Source organism: Ignavibacteriales bacterium (assembly GCA_016214905.1).
Taxonomy (GTDB): Bacteria; Bacteroidota; Ignavibacteria; order UBA10030; family SZUA-254; genus PNNN01.
In genome coordinates, this window is the sequence record JACRMQ010000007.1 from 536004 (window position 1) to 562725 (window position 26722).

Here is a 26722-nt window from a genome sequence, read left to right on the forward strand (position 1 = left end):
TTGTTAATTAATTTATTACACAAAACTATTCCGGTTTATTCATGAAATCATTAATAATATTTACTCTGAACCTCTCTTTATTTCTAAGTTTAATAATATTTTCAGGAGCAAATTCTCAGGTTAAAAACGACCAAAGCATTACAGGAGTGCCCTGGCATGGAGACAGAGGAGTAACTGAAGTTGTAAGTCAAATCGTTAAACGAGAAGAATTGTCTCAGAAGCTTCCGTTCGCTATAAGACCCAGAAGAGAGGAATATCATCTTCCTCATAAAACTGAACAGAATCCATCTGCCCCGTCAATATCTCATTGGCCCTTCGATGAGAAAGTGGTTCAACAAAATGAGATTTCAAGTATAATGGCTCCGCAAACGGTTGGAACATCTTTTCTTGCGACTCAAATTTCAGAAGCATCGGGATATATTCCACCGGATTGTAATGGAGACGTAGGACCGACTCAGGTACTTGTTCACGTTAACGGAAGAATCAGAGTTTTCAATAAGAATGGAACTGTTGGTGGATTGGATGTATCGGATAATACGTTCTGGACATCGGTGCGAAATGGTGCCGATGTAACCGATCCACATGTCAGATATGATCGTATCAGCGGAAGATGGTTTGTAGTAATTATAAACATGCCGTCATCCGGCGCGAATAGGGTTTTAATTGCTGTAAGTTCAGGTTCAACTATCACTAACACATCGAGCTTCACTTTTTTCCAGTTTCAAAACGATCAGGTCGGTACAATACCGAATGTTGATACCGGTGGTTTTGCGGATTATCCGACACTGGGTGTAGACGCTAACGCTCTTTATATCGGAGCGAATATTTTTAATTCCGTCTCATCGGCTTTTATTGGAACGAGCGTTTATGTCGTTCGAAAATCAGATTTGTTAACAGGTACATTGACTGTAACAGCATTCCGTGGTTTGACGAACGGCTCGACCACCGGACCTTTTACACCTCAGGGTGTACACAACGATGATCCGACAGCGACCGAGGGATATTTTGTTGGTGTTGATGCAATATCATTTTCAAAATTGATCATTCGACGTGTAACAAATCCCGGTGGCACACCTGTACTCTCAGGAAATATCGAACTTACCGTTCCAACTACCGTTTATCCGATTCCGCAAGTCGTGCTCGGCTCTGCATCCAACCGTCGCCTTGATGCGTTGGATGATAGATTGTATGCGGCACAAATGAAAAAAAATAGGATAACAGGCGAAACAAGTTTATGGACGACTCACAATATTGAAGTGAGTACGAGTGGAGTTGGAGCAACCGGTGGCGGACGAAACGGATCGAGATGGTATGAAATAATAAATTTATCTTCCACGCCGTCTTTGAAGCAATCAGGGACTTTATTTAATTCCGCAGCTACCAATCCGCGTGGTTATTGGATCCCAAGTGTAGCCGCAAGCGGACAGGGACACATGGCATTGGGATGCAGTTACGCGAGTACGAACGATTACGCCGGTGTGGCTGTTTCAGGAAGATTATCCGGTGATGTGCTTGGAACAACTCAGTCGCCTGCTATAGCTTTCGCGAGTTCAACGGCATACAATGTAGAAGCAAACGATAATCAACGCTGGGGCGATTATTCTCAGGTTGTTGTTGATCCTGCTGATGATATGACGATGTGGACTTTCCAGGAATATTGCAATGCGACTAATTCATGGGGTTTGCGGGTTGTACAATTATTAGCTCCCCCACCGGCAACTCCATCGAGTGTTTCTCCAACAACTGTAAACACTGGTACATCAAACGTCAACTTAACACTTACCGGCACTGCAACTTCCGGTTCGGGATTTTACGATCCGGGTGTCGAATACCCGAATCGTCTTAGTGCTGTCATCAATGGCGGTGGTGTTACGGTGAACAGTGTCGCGTTCACCAATCCAACCACACTGACTCTTAATGTCTCGATCGCGAGTGGTGCATTAACAGGCGCACGCACTATTACAATCACTAATCCGGATGGTCAATCTGCAACGAGCGCAACGGGAATACTCACTATAAATAATTCATCATGTCCCACAATCACGCTTTCACCAACAACATTACCGGATGGTTCGTTGGGAAGTTTATACTCACAGACTATCACCGCATCGGGCGGTATCGCTCCTTATACTTATTCCATAACAAGCGGAACATTACCGGTTGGTATTTCACTGAGCGGAGGAGGTATTTTATCGGGAACTCCAACAACATCCGGCTTGTACAATTTTGCAATTACCGCAACTGATCAAAACACTTGCACCGGAAGTTTATCGTACACTTTGAATATCGGCGGTTGCCCCTCGATAACGCTTTCTCCTTCCACACTTCCTTCAGGAATGGTGGGATCTGCATATAGTCAAACAATCACAGCGAGCGGTGGAACTGCACCATATTCTTATTCAGTAACGAGCGGGGCTCTGCCTTCAGGATTATCCTTGACTTCGCTCGGTGTTTTAAACGGCACGCCAAGTTCATCAGGAACTTTTAATTTTACCGTCACTGCTTCGGATGCAAGTCTGTGCGTGGGAAATTTGGCATATTCTATTACAATAAATCCGAGTCCGGGGAACACAGTTGTTCTTACAACTTTAGAAACAGCTTACACACAAAATTTTAATACTCTGGCAATCACAGGAACATCGAGCACTATGCCGATGGGCTGGATGTTTACCGAAACCGGATCAAATGCCAATACAACCTACACGGCGGGAACTGGTTCCGGAACGGGAGGCGATACATACAGTTTTGGTTCAGCTTCAAGTACAGATAGAGCATTGGGTGGTTTGTTGAGTGGTACTTTAGTGCCGGCATATGGCGCAAGCTTCACTAATAATACCGGCAGTACAATTACATCACTCGCAATTTCATACACGGGTGAAGAGTGGCGTTTGGGTGCAACAGGCAGGGCTGATACTATTCAATTTCAATTCTCAACAAATGCCACAAGTTTGACAACAGGGACTTACACACGCAATTCTGCTTTTGATTTCGCGACTCCGGTTACAACTGGAACTGCCGGTGCGTTTGATGGAAACGCCTCTGCCAACCGCCGAACTATTTCAGGAACAATTAATGGTTTGAATATCACAGATGGATCGTCATTCTTTATCAAATGGACAGATAAAGATCTAACGGGTGCCGATGATGGACTCGCAGTCGACGATTTTTCTTTGACGCCATCAACTACACTCGTGCCTACCAATCCGTCGATCGTTGGAAGCGCAAATCCATTAACTGTGTTGATTGGAAATACTACTTTACTAACCGGAGTAGTAACTCCGGGAACCAGTCCAACAAGCAGCGGCTTAAGCGTAACCGGTAATTTGTCTGCGATTAGTGGCAGCGCTACGCAACAATTTTACGATGACGGGACACATGGAGACGCAGCGATCGGAGATAATATATTTAGTTTCCAGTCTTCTATTCCAACCGGAACTTCAATCGGTTTAAAACAATTACCATTAGTTGTTTCGGATACTCAATTAAGATCTGGGGTTGATACTATAGATGTAACTGTTGCTGAATTCATTTGTCCGACTATTACATTAACACCTTCGGCGTTATCGAACGGTATTCAATACAATTCATATAATCAAACAATATCTGCAAGCGGCGGAACTTCTCCATATTCATATTCAATAACTGCCGGAACACTGCCAAACGGAATTACACTCGCTTCAAACGGAAATCTTTCCGGTACACCAACAGTCAAAGGACAGTTTATCTTTACTGTCACTGCTACAGATTTGAATTCATGCGTTGGAAGCAGGGAATATACATTCACGATCGATTGTCCTGCCATATCTCTTACTCCAACAATATTACCTAAGGATACTGTTGGAAAGTTATATTCGCAAACTATTACCGCAAGCGGGGGAACTTCTCCATATTCATACTCGGTAACTGCCGGAATACTGCCAAACGGAATTACACTCGCATCGAACGGAAATCTTTCAGGTACACCTACGGTTCAAGGGGTGTTCACTTTTACAGTTACTTCAACAGACGTGAACGCATGCGCTGGAAATCGTGAATATTCACTCACGGTTGATTGTCCGTCCATAACTTTCGTGCCAATAACATTACCGGATGATTCAGTCGGGAAATTTTATTCACAGATAATAACAGCGGATGGCGGCACAGTTCCGTATTCATATACCGTTATCGGTGGCATTCTGCCGGATGGATTGTCGTTAAATTCGAATGGGACAATTTCGGGAACATTATCCAAAGCAGGCACATTTAATTTTACAATCAATGCGATTGATTCGTATGGTTGTGCGGCTTCAAAAGCATACACAATATCTGTGCTTCAAATGTCAGAAGTCGTGGAAATTCCATTATTGGCAAAATGGAATCTTGTTTCAAATCCTGTAGGCGTCATAAACGATTCCGCCTCAATGCTCTTCCCGGGCGCTACCGGTAGTGCTTATAAATACACGGCGAGCGGATATCAGGCATCGGCGCGATTGATGAACGGTTACGGGTATTGGATGAAATTTGCTTCTCCCGAAACTGTCCTTGTTGAGGGGAGACCACGATATGAAGATACAATTGACGTAATGGATGGATGGAACATCATCGGCTCGCTGACACGTGGAATTAACGTATCATCGATTACCGGTGTGGGAACATCGATCAAATCTGATTTCTTCGGATACGATGAAGGTTATAATATGACCGATTCGATAATTCCCGGAAAAGGTTATTGGGTTAAAGTGAATCCTGAAGGGAAATTGCATCTCTTATGGTCGGCATCTCCGAACGCAACTGCAGTTCGGTCAGGTCGGTTATCCGAACTGAAGAATAATATGAGCGAAATTATTTTCGAAAATCAATCGGGGCAAAAACGCTCTCTATATTTCGGTGTACAGAATGGAGTTATGGAATCGAAATTTGATTTGCCGCCAACTCCGCCTGAAGGTATTTTCGATGTCCGTTTTAAATCTCAGCGATTTGCCGAAACATTTACACCCCATGTCGGTAAACAATTGCAATATCCGATTCAAATAAGCGGTGCAGTTTCTCCTGTCGACATCCGGTGGAATTCAGCTCTCATTACCGATCAGGTTGTGAGATTGCAGATCCAGGAATCCGGGAAAAAATTAAGGAATGTTAAACTGACCGGAAATGGAGAAATTAAAATTAATGATCCTGATAATGCAAAACTCACATTGGTTTTATCCGATCGGAGTGAAATTCCGTCTGAATATAAATTACATCAGAATTATCCCAACCCGTTCAATCCGGTTACATCAATAGCATACGAATTACCGGTGGAGAGCAAAGTTCGACTTTCTGTTTACAACATTTTAGGTGAAATTGTTTCGATTCTTGCGGATGAAACGACAGACGAAGGATTCCATTCAGTTGAGTGGGATGCGAGCAGTGTAGCAAGCGGAATTTATTTCTATAAATTAGAAGCGACCGGAATTAGCGATAATACAAAGTCGTTCGTTCAGATTAAGAAGATGCTGCTGGCGAAATAAATGCAATCGAATTGTTAATTGTGAATGGCTAATCGCTAATTGCTAATAACCAAGAGCCAAGAGCAGTGAGATAAGAAAGGCAAGAGTATTTATTTGCCGAAGGCATCCCTTCGGAAACTTTTGCCTTTTTAATTTATGAATTGTTTAAAAGCTCAACTCAACCAATTAAGAAACAAAGTAATTATTATTGCATTTGTAAAGTCAATAAAAAATGCACCAACTATTGGCACGACAAGAAACGCGCGCGGTGCCGGTCCGAATTTGCTGACGAGTGTTTTCATGTTTGCCATAGCGTTTGCAGTTGTTCCTAAAACAAATCCGATGAAACCGCTCACTGTCACAGCGGATTCATAATCCTTTCCCATGGTTCGAAAAGAAATTGTAAGTGAGAATAGTGCAACTACTAAAACCTGTCCAATTAAAATAGCCGCCAGAGGAACTGCCAAATAGACAAGCTCCCAGAGTTTTAAATCCATTAAAGCGACCACAAGAAAAATATTCAGCGAAATCGATCCGATCAGCTCCATTGTATTTTGATCTATGTTAAACCATGAAGTTTTATCGTCAATGTTCCGGAATATTGATGCTATTATCATTGCACCTATGTATGCGGGTAGAGTCCACCCAAACGATTTAAAATAAAAACTAACTACACTTCCAATTCCCATAGCAATAGCCGCTACAATAATATTCATCATCAAACCGGAATCTTCGCGGTCTATTTCAATCTTTACGATTTGCGAATCGGTATTTAATTCGTGTTGTAATTCTCTTGTAGAGTTTAGTTTATTGGAAGTTAACTTGTGTTTTCTAATTAGATATGTTCCAACAGGTCCGCCAAGAATTCCACCGCAAACAATTCCGAATGTTGCCGCAGTGATAGCAATCGTGTGCGCGCCTGTAACTCCGGCGTTTTCAAACAACTGGGCAAAAGCCATTCCGGTCGCAGGACCTCCGACTAATGTTACGGAACCGGCAATAACACCGAGAAGGGGATTAACGCTGAAGGCGGAAGCGATTCCCATTCCAATGAAATTTTGAACAAAACAAAACAAGGTCGACATCAAGAAGAAGATTACAACATACTTTCCACCTTTTTTTAATAATGGTAAACTAGCTCCTGCACCGATGGTTGTGAAGAAAAGTACCATAAACAGCGGTTGGGCAGTCGTGCTAAATTTGATATTAACAAATCGATCGTGAAAAAATAAATTCAATCCCGCGAAAAGCAGACCACCTACAACAGCAGATGGTATGTTTAATTTATCAAGGAATTTTATCCGCTTTCTGATTACCATGCCGATGTAAAGTATGATCGCTGCGATAGCCAATGTTTGGATGAGATCAAGATCCAAAACTGTCGTAATATTTTCTGTGGTGATATTATTCAAAAGGGGAAATCCTCCTTAACGTCGAATACTTTTTCTTGTTTTTGCACTTTTGGCTTTTGTGCTTGAAGGTGTACAGAATTTGAGGTGACATAAATTGCTTTTCTCGGTGTTGTCGGGCAAGCATGTTCGCACGCACCGCATCCGATACAGATATCATTATTTAATTCGGGCAATTTGAGTTTTCCCTCGTACGGGACAGTATACACAGCTTTTGTGGGACAATGTTCCGAACAAGCTGCACAATCTTTCTTCTTAGCAACAACAACGCAATCTTCTTTTATAAATACTGTTTTACCGATTTGAACCAATTTTTTCTTATCAATGGATAATGGAAGAATTGCGCCGGTCGGACAAACATCGCCGCAGATGGTACATTCATAGTTGCAGTAGCTTGCATCGTAATTCATCTTAGGCTGAAATAATCCGGCAACTCCATATTCGACAAAAGATGGGTATAAAACTTGTGTTGGGCATTCAGTTACACAAAGTGAGCAAGCAGTGCAGTAAGTTGAAAAATGTTGAATACTCATAGATCCGGGCGGGGAAATAGGATTGCGTTTAGTTTGCCAATAACCACTCTTCACCGTATCTGATTGAGTTGTATTTTGAACTATCGATCCGATCAAAGGAACCGACATTGATCCTAAAAATAACCGCCTCGATTCTATAAAAGATGTTTGATGTTTTGAGAATTTCAATTGAGGGGGTGTGTAGATGATTCCGTCGGTCGGGCACGATTTGATACAATTGAAACATCCTATACAAGCACTGAAATCTATTTTTTTAGTTTTACTCTCGATGCAGTTTGCTTTACAAACTTTTTCGCATGCGCCGCATTCGGTGCACGATTTCTCATTAACTACAATCTTATAAATGGTAAATCGCGACAATAATCCAAGAATCGCTCCTGCCGGGCAGAATGAATTGCAGAAAAGGCGACCGTGAAAATATGAGAGATAAAATATCAAGATCAGAAAGAATATTGAACCGACCATTAAAGATAGTTCAATTGACCGTAGAGGAATATCATAAAAAAAATAAATTTGAAAACGGGAAAGGATAGCTGCTAAACCATTATTCAATAAGGTGGTCAGAGGTTCAATGAGCGTCGTTAGTATCCTGCCGTAATTTGAATACGGTTCAAGAAGATTTAGAAATATGGAACTGCCGATTAAGACGGTTATAAAAGTGAGCCCTAAAAAGAAATAATGAAAAGCATAAGATGGTTTTAGATAAGAAAACCGAAACCGTTTATTTATTTTCTTTCTGATGTAGATGACTATATCTTGAAAAGTACCAAGCGGACAAATTGTTGAGCAATAAACCCGTCCGAATAGCAATGTAAGAATGATGATGAAAAATAAACCTGCCGCTGCCCAACCAAAAGATACTGAAATCATCAACAAAGCCGGAACCAACTGAATAGAAGAGATAATTTCTATTGCAGGTATCGGAATGCTGTTTCTAGGATCTATAAATAGTAAGCTTAACAGTAAAAAGAAAAATAACGAAACACCGATACGAATTTTTTTTAATTTGGTGAGGTTCAATCGGATTACACATTTATTCGCTTTATATTCATCTTATCAAGATCTTTTCTTCCTATTTTCATGTCCGATGCGATTCGAATATACTCAACATCGTCGGGTTTCAATCCGAATAGTTTCGCAGCTGCTGCATCGATAGCGACAATATCTGTCGAAATTAACTGAGCTTTCATTGTTACAACATCTTCAACCGAGACACCTTTTGGTCCGTTAGCCTTCATAACATTAAATGCGTCAACAATATTGAGTGTTGGTTTACGGTAAGATGCAAAATCGGCTATGCATTGATGTAAATCGTTCCTATGCCAATATCTTCTGTCCCACACATTACCCATAAGATTTTTCATGGCAATCGTAAGCGAAGTCCCGCTATGACTTTTCAGGATGGGAACATTGATGAATACGTCTGCCCCAAGAATCAATTCATGTTCTTTAGAGGATGTCAATGATTTACCTTTAGGAATTTTTATTTCGTGATAGTAACTTTCACTATTGCCCGGCGCAATTTTACCCCCTGCATCTTTCACTGCTCTTTCGATACCGCTATTGCTGTAGCATCTCTGCCATTCGTCGCAAGTATGATCAACAACGTAAACCTCTTTGGCACCAACTCTGGTGCAATGTTCGATTATTCTTTTGATCAACTTTGGATGAGTATTGCCTGCTCTATCGGGTGATACATCCCACCCGATGTTCGGTTTGATTACTACTTTTTGTCCTTTATTGATAAACATTTGCATTCCTCCGAGAGCTTCAATTCCTTTATCAAATAAAAGATCGGGTTCTCCACCTTTGATTGCAACTAAATCGAAAGGAAGCAGGGAAGGGGAAGATAAGAAATTATTAGGATATCCGGTAGCAGCATATGTACCGAATACTAATGAAGCGCCAATGGTTTTCTCTAAGAAAGCTCTTCGATCCATAAAATTCCTTTTAAATAATACTGTTAAGAAACAAATTCAGTTATAATCTAACGTTCGTGGTCGAGATTGTCAAGTAGACCAGTAATATAGAGGGGAGAAAGGATTAAATATGCAGACGGAAATTAATCTATGGTACCGATCCAATAACCATATTCAAAAGCATCGCTCCATTGACCAGCGAAGTTGTTAGCCTCAGCGGTAGATTTAAATCGTCCAATAGAGACGCGAAAATTATTTTTAACGTTTACTACAGCGGCAACAAAACCGGCTTCATTCCACCTGACAACTTCTTCTGTCGCAGATTTTTCGCTTGAGTATACGGCAATGTAGACCGTGTATCGTGAATCAGCTGCTATGCTGGGTTGAGGTACCGTTTTGGATAGATCAACTGAAAGAGGTTCTTTTGTGACCGCAGATTCGTCTGAAGGTTTTTGCCGAACAGTAGTTTCTCCTTGCTCGTTATCAGGAGTAAGAACAACAGTTTCAACGGTTGCTGATGGTTGGTATAAGTTCAAATAAAAGAGATATAACAAAAATACCGCAGAAGAAGTAACCGCGATGATAAATCCTCCAAGCAATATATATTTAATCGGATGATATTGTTTTTTTGGTTGATGGAGGAATGGCTGCGGTGCTGATTCTTCATCTGCAGATACATATTGCTTATTTTCAATATTTAGTGGCATATCAATATTGGTGTAATCATATAATTGTTACCAATTTACAATATCGTTATGATTATGTCAAATTATAATAATAGTAAGCAGATCGACCGCTTGAAGGCAGGAATAATGCTAAAAGTAAATAAGAACCGTTTAACGATTATTTCATTTGAGATCTTAAAAGTGTGATAATTTCAATTCCATGGAGATCAGTTATTTCACGAATTATTTTCTTGGTAACCCTAATAAGATTATATCCAAGAATTAGACCGAGAACAATTTGTAATCCGGCGAACGAACCGATCGAAATAAATAATACCTTCGAATAGATGGTTGGTAAAAAAATAATTTTAATCGCCGAAACAACTGTTAAAAGAAGAAATATTGAAATTCCATACATTGTAATCCAATACCAAATCCATGAGCGGAATATACCCCTTCTTAAGAGGTCAGCAAAAATCGATTGATCTTCCGATAATTTAGCAAAAACAGATTGTGCAATTAAAGTTCGTTTATCTGATGTCAATTGATCTAAAACTGATCGCTCTTTTGGTTCTAGAAGTATCAATAATTCTCTCAGAATGATTTCATTTGATTTATATAGAAAACGAAAAAGTTTATTATCCAGCCATATGTGGAATTCCCCCAACCATTGAATTTTATCAGAAATTAGTTTGATAATTTGAAAAAGATTAATGCTACCTAAGAGAATCAAAAAAACTTCACACAACTCCGGGTACAGCATTAGAGTGAAGATGTTTTTTGTACCAACGGTTGCAATTATCCCGAACCAGACGAAAATAAAGAGATAACTGTAAAGCCCGGTTTTTGTCAAGCGCTCTAGGTCTTTAAAATAATTGTATTGAATTTCTATAGTATTCACTTGACTTTTCCTTTTTTATTTTGTATAATATTCGCCAATAAGATACATATTCGAGAAAAATTACGATATGATGGTTGTCATGTGTTGTGTTAGGTGTCAAAATTGGGCGATTTTAAGCGAATGTATTAAAAATACAGTATATTCGTCAATTTCGACTTTATTATATCAAAGACTGAAAAGAATATGTCACTAACGCTTATGTTATTATAAAACAATGGATTACGGAAAAAACAGGTTTTATTAAAAAAATGAGCTTTTTTTTGAAATGAATTTCAACCACAACAATAAATTACAATAAATAGAAGATAGAATGCTGAAAAGACATCAAAAATCTGGAATTATCTATAGGAGTTTTATGAAAAATTTGTACAGGATTTTATTTTTCTTTGCATTTATAACTACGACAGTTATTTCTCAAACTTCGTGGACTGGAATTTCAAATACAAGCTGGACAAATTCTGCAAACTGGACGGCAGGAATACCAACTGCTACTACAAACGCCATAATCGGTGATGCAAACTTCACCGGGCCAAACCAACCATCTATTTCAACCTCAGGAGCTATTTGTAATTCGTTAACAATCGGTACCGGAACAAAAACCTCCTCACTCACCATGGGCACAAATAATCGGAACCTGACAATCAATGGTAATCTCATAATCGGTGCAAGAGGTACTCTCCAACAAACTAAAGGAAACTCTGTAAATATTTCTGGGGACTGGAGTAATTCAGGAACATATCTGGCGACTAACAATAATTCGACTGTTGTATTTGCAGGAACATCTCAGTTGCTTTCCGGTGCAACAACATTTCGAAGTATGACTGTTAATGCGAGCAGCACACTTACGCTAAATTCGAATATTATAGTGACAACTCTTGTAATTGATGGTACTCTGGATCCAAATGAACCTGCATGCACTGTCACAGGTATGAGCAGTTTGACCGTTAATTCTGGTGGAACATTGTTAGTCAAGCGGTCAACGTTTTCCGGAAACTATAGTGCTACAACAAAGACTCTGGCAGCAGGCAGCATCGTTAGTTATGCTGCTAGCACTATTAACCAAACAGTTGATAACACTCTTAACTATAGTACACTGATTATTGCAGGTTCAATGACTAAGTCATTGGCGGGTAATTTACCTGCATTGAATTCTACAACGTCAAGTACCGGTAATATCAACGTCAATAGCGGCACCTTCGATCTTCTTTCATATACGGCGAACCGCGGCACAACAGTGGCGGGAGGTAGTGTAAGTATAGCAAATGGAGCAACGATAAAAATTGGGGGAATAAATTCTTTCCCGATAAATTATGCAAGTGTCAATCTCGGAACAAATTCCACGGTTGAATATGCGGGTACTGCTCAGACAATAACTCCTCTATTATATTACAATCTGACTAACAGTTCAGCCGGTTCTCGTACATTCCCTTCAACAGGAACGATAGGGATTTCGGGGATATTTACGCCCGGTTCGAGTTCATTCTCCGTTTCTGGTAGTACTGTCAGTTTCAATGGATCTTCTTCCCAGTTGATTCCCGGGTTCACATTCAATAATCTTACAATAGACAACACAAGCGGGATTAATTTATCTGGTGATGTTACAGTGAATGGTGTACTGACAATGACCAATGGTATCATAAGTACCGGAATGAATAATATTTTCCTGACATCATCCGGTTCTATAAGTGGGGCAGGTGCGGGGAAATATATTTATGGTAATTTAAGAAAAGGATTCTCAACGGGCGCACAGACGTTCAAATTCGAGATCGGTGATGCTATAAATTACACACCGGTTGATCTTTCATTTGAAAACATTACAACCCCGGGTGATATTTCCGCTTCAACTATTGCCTCTGAACATTCAAATATTTCAGCATCACCTCTTTCAAACGTACAAAGTGTAAATCGATATTGGACGCTAGCAAATAGTGGAACTGTTTTTTCAAATTATGATGCAACGTTTACATTTGTTCCCGGTGATGTGGATGCGGGCGCGAACACAAGTAATTTCTATGGAGCACAATATTTATCCTCAAGTTGGTCTTTGCCGGATGTTGGCACAAGAACTTCAACAACTACCAAAATAACCGGTTTAACTGGTTTCGGAGATTTTGCCATAGGTGAGAAGAAAACATTTGTCATTGCGGCAGCAAGTGATGCCAGTGGTACGATTTCACCCTCAGGAAGTGTAATAGTACCTTACGGCAATGAGCAATCATTTTCAATTACCGCTAATACCGGTTATCATATTACCAACGTAATTGTTGACGGAAATTCACAGGGTGCAATCTCTGAGTTCACATTTACGAATGTCACAACCGCACATACGATTACTGCCAACTTCGCGATCAACACATACACATTAACAGTCAATGCGACAAACGGTACAGTTACAAAGAACCCTAATCAGTTGACATACGATCATGGAACAAGTGTCGAGTTAACAGCAACACCTTCAACCGGATATCACTTTGTCGATTGGACAGGAGATATTACAGGATCAGTGAATCCATCAAGTTTCGCGATCAACACATACACATTAACCTATACAGCGGGATCGAATGGAACAATCACCGGAACAATTTCGCAAACAGTTAATCATAGTGGAAACGGAACACAGGTAACGGCGGTTCCGAATACGAGATATCATTTTGTCAACTGGAGTGATGGAGTAACAATACCATCACGTACGGAAACAAATGTAACCGCCAATGTAAGCGTAACAGCTAACTTTGCGATCAACACATACACATTAACCTATACAGCAGGATCGAACGGAACAATAACCGGAACACTGTCACAGACAGTCAGTTATGGTGGAAATGGTACACAGGTAACGGCAGTTCCGAATACCGGATATCATTTTATCAACTGGAGTGATGGAATGCTGACAGCGGCAAGAACGGAGAATAACGTAATTGCCAATGTAAGTGTAACAGCCAACTTCGCTATCAACACATATACATTGACATACACTGTCGGATCGAACGGAACAATCACCGGAACACTATCTCAAACAGTTAATTATGGTGGAAACGGTGCTCAGGTAACAGCAGTTCCTAATACAGGATATCATTTTGTCAATTGGAGTGATGGAGTGCTGACTGCTGCAAGAACAGAGACAAATGTTCGAGCAAACGTTTCTGTCACAGCAAACTTTGCTATCAACACTTACACATTAACCTATACAGCAGGTTCGAACGGAACAATAACCGGAACAATATCGCAGACAGTCAATTATGGTGGAAATGGTACACAGGTAACGGCAGTTCCGAATACCGGATATCATTTTGTTAACTGGAGTGATGGAGTGTTGACAGCAGCAAGAACGGAGACGAATGTTCAGGCAAACGTTTCTGTCACAGCCAACTTCGCGATCAATACTTATACATTGACCGTCAACGTAACACACGGATCTGTTATAAAGAATCCTGATCAACTTTCATATGATCATGGATCTGTAGTTCAGCTCGAAGCTCAGGCAGATCTTGGTTATCATTTCCGTGATTGGTCGGGTGACTATGTTGGGACGACAAATCCGGTTAGTGTTACAATGGACGGCAATAAGGTAATCACAGCCAACTTTGATCCATATCAGATAGCTATGCAACTTGCGGTTGCCAATGGATGGAACTTAGTATCAGTGCCATTCCAGATGGAAAATTACGAGAAAACAGCCATTTTTCCAGAGGCAATTTCTACTGCATATGCATATAATGAAAAGTACATCGAGTCTCCCGTACTTTCTAATGGTATTGGATATTGGGTTAAATTTTCAGGCGTTCAGACACTAGATCTTGGCGGTGTATTGCAACCTCTTCAAATTATTTCTGTAACTCAAGGATGGAATTTGATAGGATCGATATCTCAGGCATTAGCGGTTTCAAGTATTACCTCTAATCCGCCCGGAATAGTTACATCTAATTTTTTTGGATTCAGTAACGGATATTTTATAACTGATAATATTCAACCCGGAAAAGGATATTGGGTAAAGGCAGATCGGAGCGGAGAATTAATTCTATCAGCGTCAGGAAATAATACTTCTTCGAACAGTATCAGGATTATTCCTACAAGCGAACAACCCCCTTCCGCGCCGGGTGTTAATGATGTTGTGCCGAAAAATATTCCGTCACAATATGCATTGATGCAAAATTATCCCAATCCGTTCAATCCGACGTCGGTTATAAAATATCAGTTGCCGGTTGATAGCAGGGTAAATCTGACTATATACAATCTGCTTGGTGAAGAAATTATCACTTTGGTAGATGAAGTTCAGAATGCAGGATATCAATCCGTTCAATGGAATGGATTAAACAATTCCAACATCAAATTACCGAGCGGTGTCTATATTTACAACATGACTGCCGTAGATATTCAAAATCAAAAGAATATCTTTTCAGAAGTAAAGAAGATGATACTGCTGAAGTAAGCTTTGAAAATATTCAGATGAATTCAAGCCCCAACTGTATCAAGAGTTGGGGTTTTTTATTTGGAATTTCACAATCTAACTCTCGGTTTTATCCAACTTGAACCTTATCCTCAAAAATCCATTCTCAAAACTTGTAGATAAGATTTTAAAATTTCCGATCTCGGAAGTATTGCTGACATGCGGTCCACTGCACGGACAAGCATCATAATCGCCGATGCGGATTATGCGTATACGTTCGCCGGCATCGTCGGGGAGTTTATTTAAATTAAACATCCGCTCCGCCTCTTCGCGTGATATAAATTCCTCGGTTACATTCAGGTTAGAATTGATGATTTCATTCACACGCTTTTCAATTTCAAGTTTCTCTTCTGCAGTTAAATCGCGGTCGATGTTGTAATCAATTCTCGATTTTTTCTTTTCGATATGAGCATTTATGCTTCTTCCGCGGTTGAACATACGCACCATTGTCTGGTTGACTATATGTTCTGCAGAGTGCATAGGTGGATCGTAATTTTTCGACATATTTCTTTTCTCTATGATTGAGTATGAATATATTATAAAATTTTACGGCGATATTTGCAATCTAAGTTTCCTTTTGACCCTCTCCCTGTAATCCCTTTCCCATTCGGGGAGAGGGATTGTTGGTTTAGCAAAATACGATGTAGCCGCGGACTTTTTTTTGCTGTCTCAAGAAAAATGTCCGCGTTGTATGCTGAAGAACGCAATCATCTCAGGTTAATGCCGGGAGGAGATTGCGGCTACTGTTTATCAATTATCGAGATCGGTGTTGTTGGGATATTAAAAATACGGATCTCCGCTAAAAAGATAGCGGATAAAAATGATCCGCTACTACATTATTTGACATGCGAGAATATTTTTGTTATTATGTACGGAACAATTAGACGGATGTTTTATAATTTAGACATCACGAAGATATAGGTTGATATACAGAGATCTCACGCGTATAGAGATTTGATTATTGAATTATGAGAGTGGTGTGAGTAAATAAAAAAAACTTACGACGATAGACAAACATAAAGATGAATCAGAAGTTTTCAAATTTAAATAAAGTATCCTCCTCAGTTGTCGACAAAAATAATCGTAACTCAATTTTAAATCGAGATTAATCATGGATAAAAAAATAACAATACTATTCGCGTGTATCATATTTTTGGGTCTTGCAGTCAGCGCATTCGTTATCGGAAGGTCGATAGAGAGATTCAGAAATGAAGACAGATATATTTCTGTCAGAGGATTCTCAGAGCGTGAGGTGAAAGCCGATCTTGCAGTCTGGTCTCTCAAATTAAATGTTGCCAGCGATGATTTATCTGAAGGCAGCAGGTTGATTGATTCTGCGAAAACGAAGGCGATTCAATTCTTGACTCACAATGGCATCAATTCTGATGAGATTATTCAGAAAGGTTTGCAGGTGAGCGATAGAAAAGCTAAGGAATATGGCTCCACAGGCAACACAAAGGAACTCCGGTATATTATCACAAAAATCATCCAGGTCCGTTCCAATAATGTTGATAATGTTCAGAAAGTGAGTCGCATGACAGATGAGTTGCTGCGTGCAGGCGTTGTTATCTCGTCCACCGAGGATTGGCAGGGAACTGGAATTCGTTTCGTTTTCACTAAACTCAACGAAATAAAGCCAGCCATGCTCGCCGAAGCTACAGGTAATGCAAAAAACGCAGCCCTCGAATTTGCGAAGGAAAGTAACACAAATCTTGGCAAGATGAGAAAAGCGAGTCAGGGTTTATTCACTATTGTTGATCGGGACGAAGTGTCTGGCGCACAGGCAGAGAATAACTATTACGGTTCCGGAATCAGTGATTTGTTTAAGAAAGTTCGGGTTGTAGTATCGGTTGAATATTCCATTGAGTAAAGAGATAGATTACCTTACCCTTTTTTACTAAATATTCTCATCGGTACTGCGCATTATACAAAATAACAATGTTGGAATTAATGCTAAATTGAACTTTAAGAATTAGGTGGCTCTATGATTCGTCGAATATATTTAGCTTTCATATTGCTTCTTGTAACTTCTTTCTGTTATGGTTTTGCTTACAGTCAGGATGACCTGAGCATTTGGAAAGAGTTCATCGGTGCTGTTAAAGATGGCAAGATGGCTGTTGAAAGAATCCGTCCGCACAAACAACTTGGCGATGAGTACAAATCAATATTGCTTGGATATTTAGATTCCGTCAGAACGCAAGCATCGCCGGAAGATTGGGCCACTGAACCGGAGGTGATTCGAATTGAAAATCGAATACAGTACATTATCCCGTGGAGTACCAGAGGTGAAAAGATATCATATTGTTTTTCGTTTGTCATCGAAGACTCCCGGTGGTATTTCCAGCATCTTGAGGCAATCTTTGTGCGGTTAGATAAACTTTCAAAACTGCCGGTCTCAGATTTCCCGGATGTTTCAGAACAACAGAAGAGTTGGGCGCGAGAAGAGATTTACTGGTCTTTTGTTATTCTCAATTTTTATCTGCCTGTCGCTGAAGAAAAAGGTAAGGAACATGCTCTGAATATGCTAAAAGATGGCGGTGGATATTTTGTTGGGGCGAAAACATGGGTGCCGTTTGCCAATCCGCATAGAGCATTTATTCTTTATCTGTGCTGGGAACAGGCAAAGCTGAGAGGCAACGAAGTTACACTTGTGAAGCTCGAAGATGATGAAGCGATCATCAATTTAAATACACATTTCTTTTCTATTTACTTTACTGCCGCGCACTTGAAACCTAAAATCTCAATAGACGAGTACAAGCAGATCTTTGAAACTATCTGGCACGATCGGGCGGCGAACGCGGGCTGGAATCTCGAAATAAAATATGCAGAGGATTACAGAGTGACTTTTAATTTTAAGAGAAAAAGTTGATCGCGGCGACAAGAATATTACAGCGAACAGGTTTATCAGCGATAGTGTTGCGAAAATTGTTTTTTCCCGCTGACCTATCACTAATCACCAGAAAAGGATATCGAATATCCGCCGCCTCCTGAATTGCCGAACCTTGGATTTACGATGTTGTTGAATATTGAGCCGAAACTATAACTTAATCCGACCGAAACCCAGTAATTGTATTTTGATTCCTGCTCTTTTCTTCTCAGCAATACTTCTTCATCCGATGAGCCTGCCTTTGCAAGAGACAGCTGATCTCGTTGAATAGTATAATCTCCGAATAAATTTACCGATAATCCTTCAACTACTCTCAGTGATAACGACGAAAATGTTCCGATATTGAATTTCTTAATGTCGTGAAAATAGTGCGATGCATGCAAAGAAATGCTTGCAGACCCCCAAGGTTGTTTTTGGTCGAGTGTGAGAGAAAGATTTTCGCTGAACAAACGATCATACTTTTTATCGTAAATGGTCTCTTCATGATAATCGGCGTATTCGAATGTTGGGCGGTATGATAAACGTAAAACTCTTCGTGTCGATTCATTGTAAGGGAAAATATTATATTCTATTGCAGGTGAAACAGTCGCGCCAAAGTCAAGGTTTCTATATGTGGAGGCGGAGCTTGAGCCGAAAATACCATATGACCAATGGTCATTTATGCTGAAAATCAAAGAACCGCTGAAACTGCGCGAACGGGAATAATCTTTATAATATATTGTGTCGGCATCATAAAATATCTGCTGATAATACGAACCGTTGTAGGAAAGATTGATTTTCGTTTCGGCGGTTACACGGTTTGCCGAAACAGTCCAGAACAAATTTTCGTTTGTGTACGATTTTTCACCGTTGAACATGCCGTTACCGCTCAGACTGAAAAGCCAGTAATCCCATTTATCCACTACCTTTTCCTGTGCTTCGGGTTTCGAATATTTTATTGAAATCTGGTTGGCAATCGGGGTGTGTGCCGCATACCTGATCAAACCTAACTGAATCGTGTTCACAAGTGCCTGCCGGATGTTGTCTTGCGTGTCCGATTTTTTTGATGTGTAAACAAGAGTGTCGTTTACACCCGCATACTTTTCTTTCCCGATGAAATTGATCGTGTATTCCTGTCCGCCGTTTGCCATCCGTTGAGATGTTGTGTAGACATGAACCTGTGCATCGGCAGGATCTCTTACGAAATTGACAAAAGTTAGATTGCGGCGCGAGTAATCGCGATCACAGCTACTGCAATCAAGAAAAATTCTGACAGCATCTTTTTGCTCTGTCTCAGTAGTATCAGCTTGCTCTTGTGCGATGCTCTGCATGATGCAGCACCCGATGAATAATACGATCAAGATAAATCGAGAGAAATGTTTAATACTCATTAAGTATACTCCAATGAATAATTTAAATGAGGTTAATATAAATATATTTTGTTGGTAAAACAGAACTTAAATTAGACGAAACAAATGATGCTAAGGTTGACATTCGGGAAATAAAATTTTATTTCGATATGCAATTACGATAATCATCGCCTAATTCATCGATTCGATGGTCTTTATAAGAGGAGTGACTACTTTTAGCTCCAATGTTGATTCAACATAAATAAATTGTTTCAAAGATAACCTGCGGCACCATTTTATTTTTTTACCGATAATCAGTTGTGAGGATTTATTAAGATCGGGTTGTTGAATGCCAAGTTTCTTAAAGAAACGAACTCGATCGCTGCGTGCATCGATTGTAATTTGCGTTATGTTGATCATTCCGCTATCTGTCTCAACCGGTAAAAAGTAAAATGAATACGATTTAACATCATCGAAAACATCTGCCAAATCGGGTATGCCGTTCTCAATACCTAATCTTCCTTTAATAAATATGAGCTTATCGATGTGCGGAGATAATAATTCCGCCTTACAGAATGATGGTAGTTCCAATTTTATCAGCGGCAATTTTGACAAAATCTTTCCGGCAATTAACCGGCTTATGTTTTGCTCTTCCTCGATACCGTTGTCGTTTATAATTGAGATGTAAAATTTCCCCGATACACACTGCAGATGATGAGATGAAGAGCAAACGAATTGTGCAAGCGAATCATTGCCGGGACATTTTTTGTGTGAAACTGAAAAGATTCCGAATGCAGCTTCAGGTGAATTCATCTCGTATATATCTACCTTGAAATGAAATGAATCAATCCTGACCTCTTGTGCGGTAACTTTCATAAAACCATATTCAAGATAAATATCCGCCCCTCCATTTATATAACCCCATAGAGAATTATGGTCGTATTGCACTGTGCGTATAATTTGCCCGTCCGGGATATCTGAAGGAATTAATTGTATCGTTATGTTCTGAGCAAAAGAGATAGAAGCATGCCACGCAAAAAAATAAAATAATGGCGATAAATATTTGAAAGAAATCTTCATGTAACCGTCTGAATTGATCAGGATAATTCTATTTTCTTTAAATCAATTTTATTGATATCAGCAACGCCTAATTTTAAATCTTCGGCTAACTGAAGGAATATTCTGCCTTTCGGCGATTCTTCTTTCTGAATTTTTTCCGCGATCCGCTTGCTGAGGATTATTTCATATCCTACACGGTCAACGGCTACCGGATCAGTCCCGACCAACACAGTTTTATACTCTGTGAAAAATTCTGGTGTGGCGCCGGGTCCGCCATTGAAACATCCTTTTATACCATCCACAATATTTAAAACCACTTTATCGCGCAAAGGCGAGAAGGCGCAGACTTCTGCCGAGGTTTCTGACCACAATTGTTTATGCAGCCTTCCAGTGTTTGAAACTGAACCGTATGCTAAATTTTTTAAGCAGAGTGTTATTGATGATCCGGCATTCTTCAGTATAGGTATGTTGATTATTTTATCTACCTGCTGTGTAACAATTTTTGAAAAGTAAGAATGCTTTCCTTCGTTAATCATGTATGGTATGGTCTCAGCGTCGTATTTTTCTTCAACGTCTGCCCAGTAAAACCAGTTTTTATCTATCATCTGTTCGCCGTAAAGTTTTCCTTCACTGTCAACGAACGATCCTTTATCGTCTTTTCGTTCAGTTCCGATGATTTTGATTCCGGGGAAAACTTTTTCTGTAAATCCAACCTCTTGCATCTCAAATTCGCGCCGATCCCAGATAACGAGATTCTTCCTCGGGATTCCTGCCGCTTCCAATTGTTGAATGATCGCCTGAACTATTTCGATGCTCGTAGATAATGTTACGCCTGCAACCGGATTTACCTTTAGTCCGATAATATCTTTTGGAGTAACAAACATCCGCCACGCTTCTGAAATATCTTTATTGCCTGTAAGATTAAGCATCCCGGCTTTCACCATCTTGCCTGAAATATTCTGATCTATTTTATTTTTCACGATGCACTTATCATGGTAAACCTGAACCACTTTCCCCGGAAATTTTCCGGGCATAGAATCAACCGTTCTTGGATATTTAGATGCATCTTTAATGTTGGTTGCAGGTTTTTCGGGTTTCTTATCTTGAGAGAATAATTTCGACCATTCGGGCTGAAGAAAAATTGTGCCAAGACCTGTAGCGGTCAGTATTCGGAAAAAGTGCCGGCGTGAGGACATATGAAGTTCCTTATATAATAGAGATAAAGAAAAATTCGGTTCAGGGAAAATAATTAAATATATGATGAAATCAAACATAGTAACATGCGATATTCATTTTCATTCTGAAATAATCAAACATTAAAACTTTTTCAATATCTTATCGTACATTCGTGTAACAAAAACATTCAATTTTAGAGAGAATTGCATGAATAATGGATTAAAAACTATTTTTTCCCTTACCTGTCTGATATGTTTGTCGATTTTAACTCTTGATGCGGCAGAACCGCTTAAACCCGTTCGCACAAATTTGTCGCCTGTCATCGATGGTATTTTGGATGATCCGATATGGAAAAATGTAACGCGCGTAACCGATTTTAAAACGTTCCTTCCCGATTTTGGAAAAGATGGTTCTCAAATAACAATCGGCTATGCGGCTTATGATTCCGAAAATCTTTACTTTGCTTACCGTTGTTTCGATACTGAACCCGATAAAATAAAAACATCGATTAACAGCAGAGACAATATTATTCAGGATGATTGGGTTTGCATTAATCTTGATTCGTTCAACGATCAACAAGCGCTGACTGCATTCTACATCAATCCTAATGGTATTCAAGCTGACAGTAAATTTTCTGCCGGGAATGAAGATTTCAATGGAGATCTTGTATGGTATAGTGCTGGAAAACTGATAGACTCCGGTTATATCGTTGAAGTACAAATTCCGCTTAAAAGCTTGCGGTATTCCGATAAGGAACCCGTGATCATGAGCGTGATGTTCGAAAGATATATCAGTCGATTTTCTGAACACAGCAGTTTTCCCGAACTCGATCCCGCTAAAGGGATGTCAATTTTGACCCAGATGGTCCCACTGGAGTATTCCGGAATTAAACATTATACATTGCTTGAACTTTTACCTGCAGTTACTTATTCATACAAATCAACATTAGAAAAAAACCGGTTGGTAAAAGATGAAAGCAAACCCGATTTAAGTTTGACGATGAAATATGGTATAACTTCCGATTTGGTGCTTGATGGAACATTGAATCCGGATTTTAGTCAAATAGAATCAGACGCAGGTCAGGTTGATGTAAATTTGCGGTACGATCTTTTCTATGCGGAGAAACGCCCGTTCTTTCTTGAGGGTTATGAAAATTTCCGGATAGCGGCAACACAAGCGTCTGAATTGGACCCGGTTGTTTCACTTGTCCATACAAGAACGATAGTAAACCCGATAGCCGGAATAAAACTTACCGGAAAAATAAATAAGAATAATACTATATCGTCGATATATGCAGCAGACGAATTACCGGATGAATTCAACATCGAAGGAAAATATTCCCATGTTCCAATAGTACGTGTGAAATCTGCTTTATCTGATGACAGTTATATCGGTGGACTAGCAGCGAGCGTGGAAAAGAAAGATTCTTACAACCGCGTAATCGGGTTGGATGAAATGTACAGACTCGGAGATGAAAGTATGCTGGAATCTCATTTCCTCGGGTCGTTTTCGAAATACACTGGGGCAGGAGATAAAATAAACGGTCATGCGTTAGGTATAAATTACTCGAAATCTACACGCGATCTAGGATTCGGCGTTTCAGTGAAAGAAATTTCAAAAGATTTTGCCGCCGATATGGGATATATAAATAGGACGGGAATATTCAGTTTCACCGGTCTTATTCGCCCCCGGTACTATCCTAAATCTGATTTTTTTCAGTTCATAACATTCGAAGTTTTCACAGGTCAGACTAAAGATAAATACAGTAATCTCTGGGAAACATTCAACCATGTTTCAATCCAACCGTATTTTCTCGGAAGTTTAACTGCAAAAGCAAAATATTCCTACTCAACTGAAATTTTCAGAGGGGAAAAATTTAAAACGGGCGGATTTCATTTTCTTTTTGGCGGACAATTCTCAAAGGAATTCAACGCGTCAATTCTTTATCGGCATATAAATTCAATTTATTATGAAAGGGATCCGTTAAAGAATCCATTTCAGGGAGTAACTAACCGTATTACTGTTGCGGCTTTATATCAGCCGTTTGATCAACTTTCGGCAGAAGCAAATTTTATTTTTTCGGATTTTCACAGCACATCCGGAGAAAAACTTTACAGGTATCCTCTTTACAGGGGTAAGCTCACATATCAGTTAAATAAATATCTCTTCTTCCGTGGAATTGCGGAATACAACGAGTATAAAAAAATATTAATTACCGATTTCCTCGCCTCTTTCACTTATATCCCCGGAACAGTTGCTTACCTCGGATATGGTTCGATGTACGAAAAAATAAATTGGAATGAAGATACTGATATGTATGACTCAAGCAATCGTTTTCTGGAATCGGCACGTGGATTGTTTTTCAAAATGTCTTATCTCTGGAGATTGTAATATATTTTATATTATGGTGTTTAATTTGACGTGGATAATCAAAAATTCAACATTGCGGATCGTAAAAAACTGTGGCTTTTATATTCATCAGGAGAAACCGGATGAGTATTTCAAAATAGTGAGGGATTTTTTGAAGTAAGAAAGCTTAAACCTGTTGAGGTTCTATGGTGGAGGATTAATAATATCCGAATATGTAAACCTTTTAGTGATTTCTCTCGTATATATGGTATAACAAATATCGCACAAGACCATTGGCGAAAGATAATTGTGTCGTAAGAATTTCAATCGGAGAATTATGTGAATATAAAATATTCCATCTTAGTTTTACTAACAGCATTAGCATTAACCCCAGTTACATTATTTTGTAAGCCGTCAGAAATTGACGAAAAACCTATCTTTAATATTACCAAGATTGCGGAACCTATCAAGATAACCGGCAAAATGGACAATCCTTTATGGCTTACAGCTGATGAGGTTGAATTGAATTATGAAGTTACCCCTGGTGATAACACTCCGGCGCCTCAAAAGACTTTAGTTAAGGCAATGTATGATGAGAATTATCTTTATTTCGGTTTCAAATGTTTGGATTCGAATCCCGAACAAATCCGGGCAAATATTTCCGATAGAGATAGAATGTATCAGGATGATTGGGTTTTTGTTGCGATCGATACTTATGGAGATTTTCAAAGATCATATGAATTATGTGTGAACCCTTACGGGATACAGGGTGATCTGCTGGCAACAATTAACGGCGAAGATGCAAGCATAGATTGGATATGGCATTCAGCCGCGTCTAAAAATGAAACCGGATGGACAGCCGAACTGGCTATCCCTTTTTCAAGCTTAAGCTTCCCGGATGCTGATGAACAAAATTGGAGGATCAACATTCTCCGAACGGTGCCGAGAGGCAGCAGAACGCGGATATCATGGGTTAAAATGGATAGGAACATACCGGGTATAATGACGCAAGCAGGACATTTAAAAGGATTGAAAAATATTAAATCAGGTAACTCAATAGAATTACTTCCATACGCGATGGGACAAATGGGTGGAGGTTTAATTGATTTTGAAGATCCATCTTCGGGTTTCAAATATGCACCGATGGTCGGGAGGATAGGCGGAGGAATAAAATATTCACCGAGTCCCGATTTTTCAATCGATGCTGTTATCAATCCTGATTTCAGCCAAATAGAATCGGACGCGGCGCAGATAAGCGTTAACACAACATTCGCACTTCAATATGAAGAAAAACGTCCTTATTTTTTAATCGGGCGAGAACTGCTTCAAACACCTATGTATTACTCAAGATCCATAAACGATCCGAAAGGTGCCGCAAGATTGATCGGGAAAGCCGGATCGTTATCTTATATGTATATGGGTGCATATGATCGAAACACGGTATTTGTAATTCCCGGAGAAGAAAGAAGTAATACCGTGGCATCAACATTAGGATCGTATGTTAATATTGGAAGGTTACGATATGATTTAGGTGATGAATCTTATATTGGGAGTATGGTTATGACAAGAAATCTCTCGGAGGGACATAATTACATTGCAGGATTAGATTGGAATTACAAATTCTGGAGTAACTGGTATTTCAGCGGTGAGGGATTTCTGTCTCAAACTAAGGAATTAAACGATTCAACGTTGTTGAATTCTAAACGGAAATTCGGAAAAACTTCTTACAATGCCGCTTTCAACGGCGAAAAATATTCGGGCAACGGCATTCATCTTGTACTATCGCATAATGAAAGATCTTACAATTTTAATTTTGTTTCTAACCATTTTTCACCGACATATCAAACTTATAATGGTCTTTTCGATCAGAATGGATACCGGGCATATTATATGAGTCATGAGTACACATTATATCCGGAGAGTTTGTTTATTGATCGTGGGACGTTTGGATTTAACTCAAATATCCGTTCTGACTTCTATGGTGTGAAAAAAGAACAAGTCATCCAGCCATTTATTTCTATGACACTGAAAGGTCAAACAAATTTATACCTTCAATATCTGCTTGTTAACGATGAAAATTTCCGCAATGTTTGGTTTAAAAGAATTAACAGGTTTTTCTTCAATATAAATACACGTCCGTTAAATGAAATTTCATTATCGGCGTATGGAAATTTTGGTAAATTCATTTATCGCACAAGCAGCCCGACTATGGGCAAGGGGCAAAATATTGGAGCATCCATAACATTAAAACCGACCTCGCAATTAAACGTTTCATTCTCATACGATTGGTCTGCACTCTCAAGTTGGGAGACGGGTGAGAAATATTATGATGGTTTTATCTATCGTGGTGTCGGCACTTATCAATTTTCTCCCGAGTTGTTTGTCCGTGCAATCTTTCAGTATGATGATTTCGGAAAAAGTTTTCAGTTCTATCCGCTATTCAGCTACAAGTTGAATGCCTTTACAACTTTTTATGCGGGGGCAACAAGCGATTACATGAGGTACGAAGGAGAAGTAAGACCCGTCAATACAAGTCAGCAATATTTTATGAAACTGCAGTATTTGCTCACGATCTAACGGC

The 26722-nt window shown here is 39.5% G+C and carries 15 protein-coding genes; 6 read left to right on the forward strand and 9 right to left on the reverse strand.

The features are described from left to right. Window positions 1–41: 41 nt before the first annotated feature. The gene (locus HZB59_09500; GenBank protein MBI5021660.1) at window positions 42–5489 is read left to right on the forward strand and encodes a putative Ig domain-containing protein; all 5448 of its coding nucleotides are present in this window, start codon (window positions 42–44) and stop codon (window positions 5487–5489) included. A 152-nt stretch (window positions 5490–5641) separates the two neighbouring features. Here the strand turns inward: HZB59_09500 and gltS are convergent, their stop codons facing one another. The 5 genes from gltS to HZB59_09525 form a co-directional block, all read right to left on the reverse strand. Continuing rightward, window positions 5642–6880: a sodium/glutamate symporter gene (gltS, locus tag HZB59_09505; protein MBI5021661.1), complete on the reverse strand. Its 1239-nt coding sequence runs from the start codon at window positions 6878–6880 to the stop codon at window positions 5642–5644. Further along, window positions 6877–8430, reverse strand: coding sequence for a 4Fe-4S binding protein (locus HZB59_09510; protein ID MBI5021662.1), 1554 nt, complete (start codon window positions 8428–8430; stop codon window positions 6877–6879). The genes gltS and HZB59_09510 overlap by 4 nt, the downstream gene beginning before the upstream one ends. Before the next feature lie 5 nt (window positions 8431–8435). Beyond that, window positions 8436–9350 (reverse strand): DUF362 domain-containing protein, encoded by a 915-nt coding sequence (locus HZB59_09515; GenBank protein ID MBI5021663.1) that lies wholly within the window; start codon window positions 9348–9350, stop codon window positions 8436–8438. Window positions 9351–9472: 122 nt separating this feature from the next. Continuing rightward, window positions 9473–10036: an SPOR domain-containing protein gene (locus tag HZB59_09520; protein MBI5021664.1), complete on the reverse strand. Its 564-nt coding sequence runs from the start codon at window positions 10034–10036 to the stop codon at window positions 9473–9475. A 136-nt stretch (window positions 10037–10172) separates the two neighbouring features. Then, a complete protein-coding gene (locus HZB59_09525) occupies window positions 10173–10895 on the reverse strand; it encodes a hypothetical protein (GenBank protein MBI5021665.1) in 723 nt (240 codons plus the stop codon). Between the two features lie 355 nt (window positions 10896–11250). Here HZB59_09525 and HZB59_09530 point away from each other — a divergent pair, with 355 nt between their 5' ends. Next, window positions 11251–15324, forward strand: coding sequence for an InlB B-repeat-containing protein (locus tag HZB59_09530; protein ID MBI5021666.1), 4074 nt, complete (start codon window positions 11251–11253; stop codon window positions 15322–15324). 75 nt (window positions 15325–15399) lie between these two features. On the opposite strand, the gene HZB59_09535 is transcribed toward HZB59_09530, so the two are convergent. Then, on the reverse strand, window positions 15400–15846 hold the full coding sequence (locus tag HZB59_09535) for a hypothetical protein (protein ID MBI5021667.1): 447 nt from the start codon (window positions 15844–15846) through the stop codon (window positions 15400–15402). 607 nt (window positions 15847–16453) lie between these two features. Here HZB59_09535 and HZB59_09540 point away from each other — a divergent pair. After that, window positions 16454–17212: an SIMPL domain-containing protein gene (locus HZB59_09540; GenBank protein MBI5021668.1), complete on the forward strand. Its 759-nt coding sequence runs from the start codon at window positions 16454–16456 to the stop codon at window positions 17210–17212. A 114-nt stretch (window positions 17213–17326) separates the two neighbouring features. Further along, window positions 17327–18211: a hypothetical protein gene (locus tag HZB59_09545; GenBank protein ID MBI5021669.1), complete on the forward strand. Its 885-nt coding sequence runs from the start codon at window positions 17327–17329 to the stop codon at window positions 18209–18211. Between the two features lie 80 nt (window positions 18212–18291). Here HZB59_09545 and HZB59_09550 read toward each other — a convergent pair whose 3' ends face one another. The 3 genes from HZB59_09550 to HZB59_09560 form a co-directional block, all read right to left on the reverse strand. Then, window positions 18292–19599, reverse strand: coding sequence for a hypothetical protein (locus HZB59_09550; GenBank protein ID MBI5021670.1), 1308 nt, complete (start codon window positions 19597–19599; stop codon window positions 18292–18294). A 150-nt stretch (window positions 19600–19749) separates the two neighbouring features. Beyond that, window positions 19750–20637, reverse strand: coding sequence for a hypothetical protein (locus HZB59_09555; protein ID MBI5021671.1), 888 nt, complete (start codon window positions 20635–20637; stop codon window positions 19750–19752). Window positions 20638–20654: 17 nt separating this feature from the next. After that, on the reverse strand, window positions 20655–21812 hold the full coding sequence (locus HZB59_09560) for a DUF362 domain-containing protein (GenBank protein ID MBI5021672.1): 1158 nt from the start codon (window positions 21810–21812) through the stop codon (window positions 20655–20657). A gap of 187 nt (window positions 21813–21999) precedes the next feature. Between HZB59_09560 and HZB59_09565 the strand changes: the two genes are divergently transcribed. Further along, a complete protein-coding gene (locus HZB59_09565) occupies window positions 22000–24183 on the forward strand; it encodes a carbohydrate binding family 9 domain-containing protein (GenBank protein MBI5021673.1) in 2184 nt (727 codons plus the stop codon). A gap of 297 nt (window positions 24184–24480) precedes the next feature. Then, complete coding sequence (locus tag HZB59_09570) at window positions 24481–26718, forward strand: carbohydrate binding family 9 domain-containing protein (protein ID MBI5021674.1); 2238 nt, start codon at window positions 24481–24483, stop codon at window positions 26716–26718. The last annotated feature ends 4 nt before the right edge of the window (window positions 26719–26722 follow it).

Excerpts from the sequence above, each read along its gene's own strand:
- HZB59_09500 (MBI5021660.1), top strand. The coding sequence starts at position 42 with ATGAAATCATTAATAATATTTACTCTGAACCTCTCTTTATTTCTAAGT.
- HZB59_09515 (MBI5021663.1), bottom strand. The coding sequence starts at position 9,350 with ATGGATCGAAGAGCTTTCTTAGAGAAAACCATTGGCGCTTCATTAGTA.
- HZB59_09520 (MBI5021664.1), bottom strand. The coding sequence starts at position 10,036 with ATGCCACTAAATATTGAAAATAAGCAATATGTATCTGCAGATGAAGAA.
- HZB59_09530 (MBI5021666.1), top strand. The coding sequence starts at position 11,251 with ATGAAAAATTTGTACAGGATTTTATTTTTCTTTGCATTTATAACTACG.
- HZB59_09535 (MBI5021667.1), bottom strand. The coding sequence starts at position 15,846 with ATGTCGAAAAATTACGATCCACCTATGCACTCTGCAGAACATATAGTC.
- HZB59_09540 (MBI5021668.1), top strand. The coding sequence starts at position 16,454 with ATGGATAAAAAAATAACAATACTATTCGCGTGTATCATATTTTTGGGT.
- HZB59_09545 (MBI5021669.1), top strand. The coding sequence starts at position 17,327 with ATGATTCGTCGAATATATTTAGCTTTCATATTGCTTCTTGTAACTTCT.
- HZB59_09550 (MBI5021670.1), bottom strand. The coding sequence starts at position 19,599 with ATGAGTATTAAACATTTCTCTCGATTTATCTTGATCGTATTATTCATC.
- HZB59_09555 (MBI5021671.1), bottom strand. The coding sequence starts at position 20,637 with ATGAAGATTTCTTTCAAATATTTATCGCCATTATTTTATTTTTTTGCG.
- HZB59_09560 (MBI5021672.1), bottom strand. The coding sequence starts at position 21,812 with ATGTCCTCACGCCGGCACTTTTTCCGAATACTGACCGCTACAGGTCTT.
- HZB59_09565 (MBI5021673.1), top strand. The coding sequence starts at position 22,000 with ATGAATAATGGATTAAAAACTATTTTTTCCCTTACCTGTCTGATATGT.